1 pseudogene is annotated in these 294 nt (G+C 67.0%); it reads left to right on the plus strand.

The features are described from left to right. Nucleotides 1-50: 50 nt before the first annotated feature. Nucleotides 51-294 (plus strand): annotated as a pseudogene (locus R0J88_RS19485) (hypothetical protein); the annotation flags it as partial.

Raw genomic sequence — 294 nt, forward strand, 5'->3', positions numbered from 1 at the left:
CTGATCGAGTCACGCGTCACCATGATGATTGTCGCCAGCGGGATCTGCCCGTGAGCCCTGCCCGCGCCGGCCACACGCGTGCCTTCGCTTCCTGTTCCTCCGCCCCGGTACTGGTCTTCGATTCCGGCGTCGGCGGGCTGTCCGTCGCCGCCGAGATTCGCCGCCAGTGGCCGAAGCTGTCGCTCGGCTATGTCTCTGACAACGCCGCGCTACCGCACGGAACCACGACGGATGACTGGTTGATACCGTGCATCGTTCAGGTGTCCGTGGCGGCCGTCGAGGCAAGCGCGGCAC

The organism is Pseudoalteromonas sp. SIMBA_162, from assembly GCF_046535955.1.
GTDB lineage: Bacteria > Pseudomonadota > Gammaproteobacteria > Enterobacterales > Alteromonadaceae > Pseudoalteromonas > Pseudoalteromonas marina.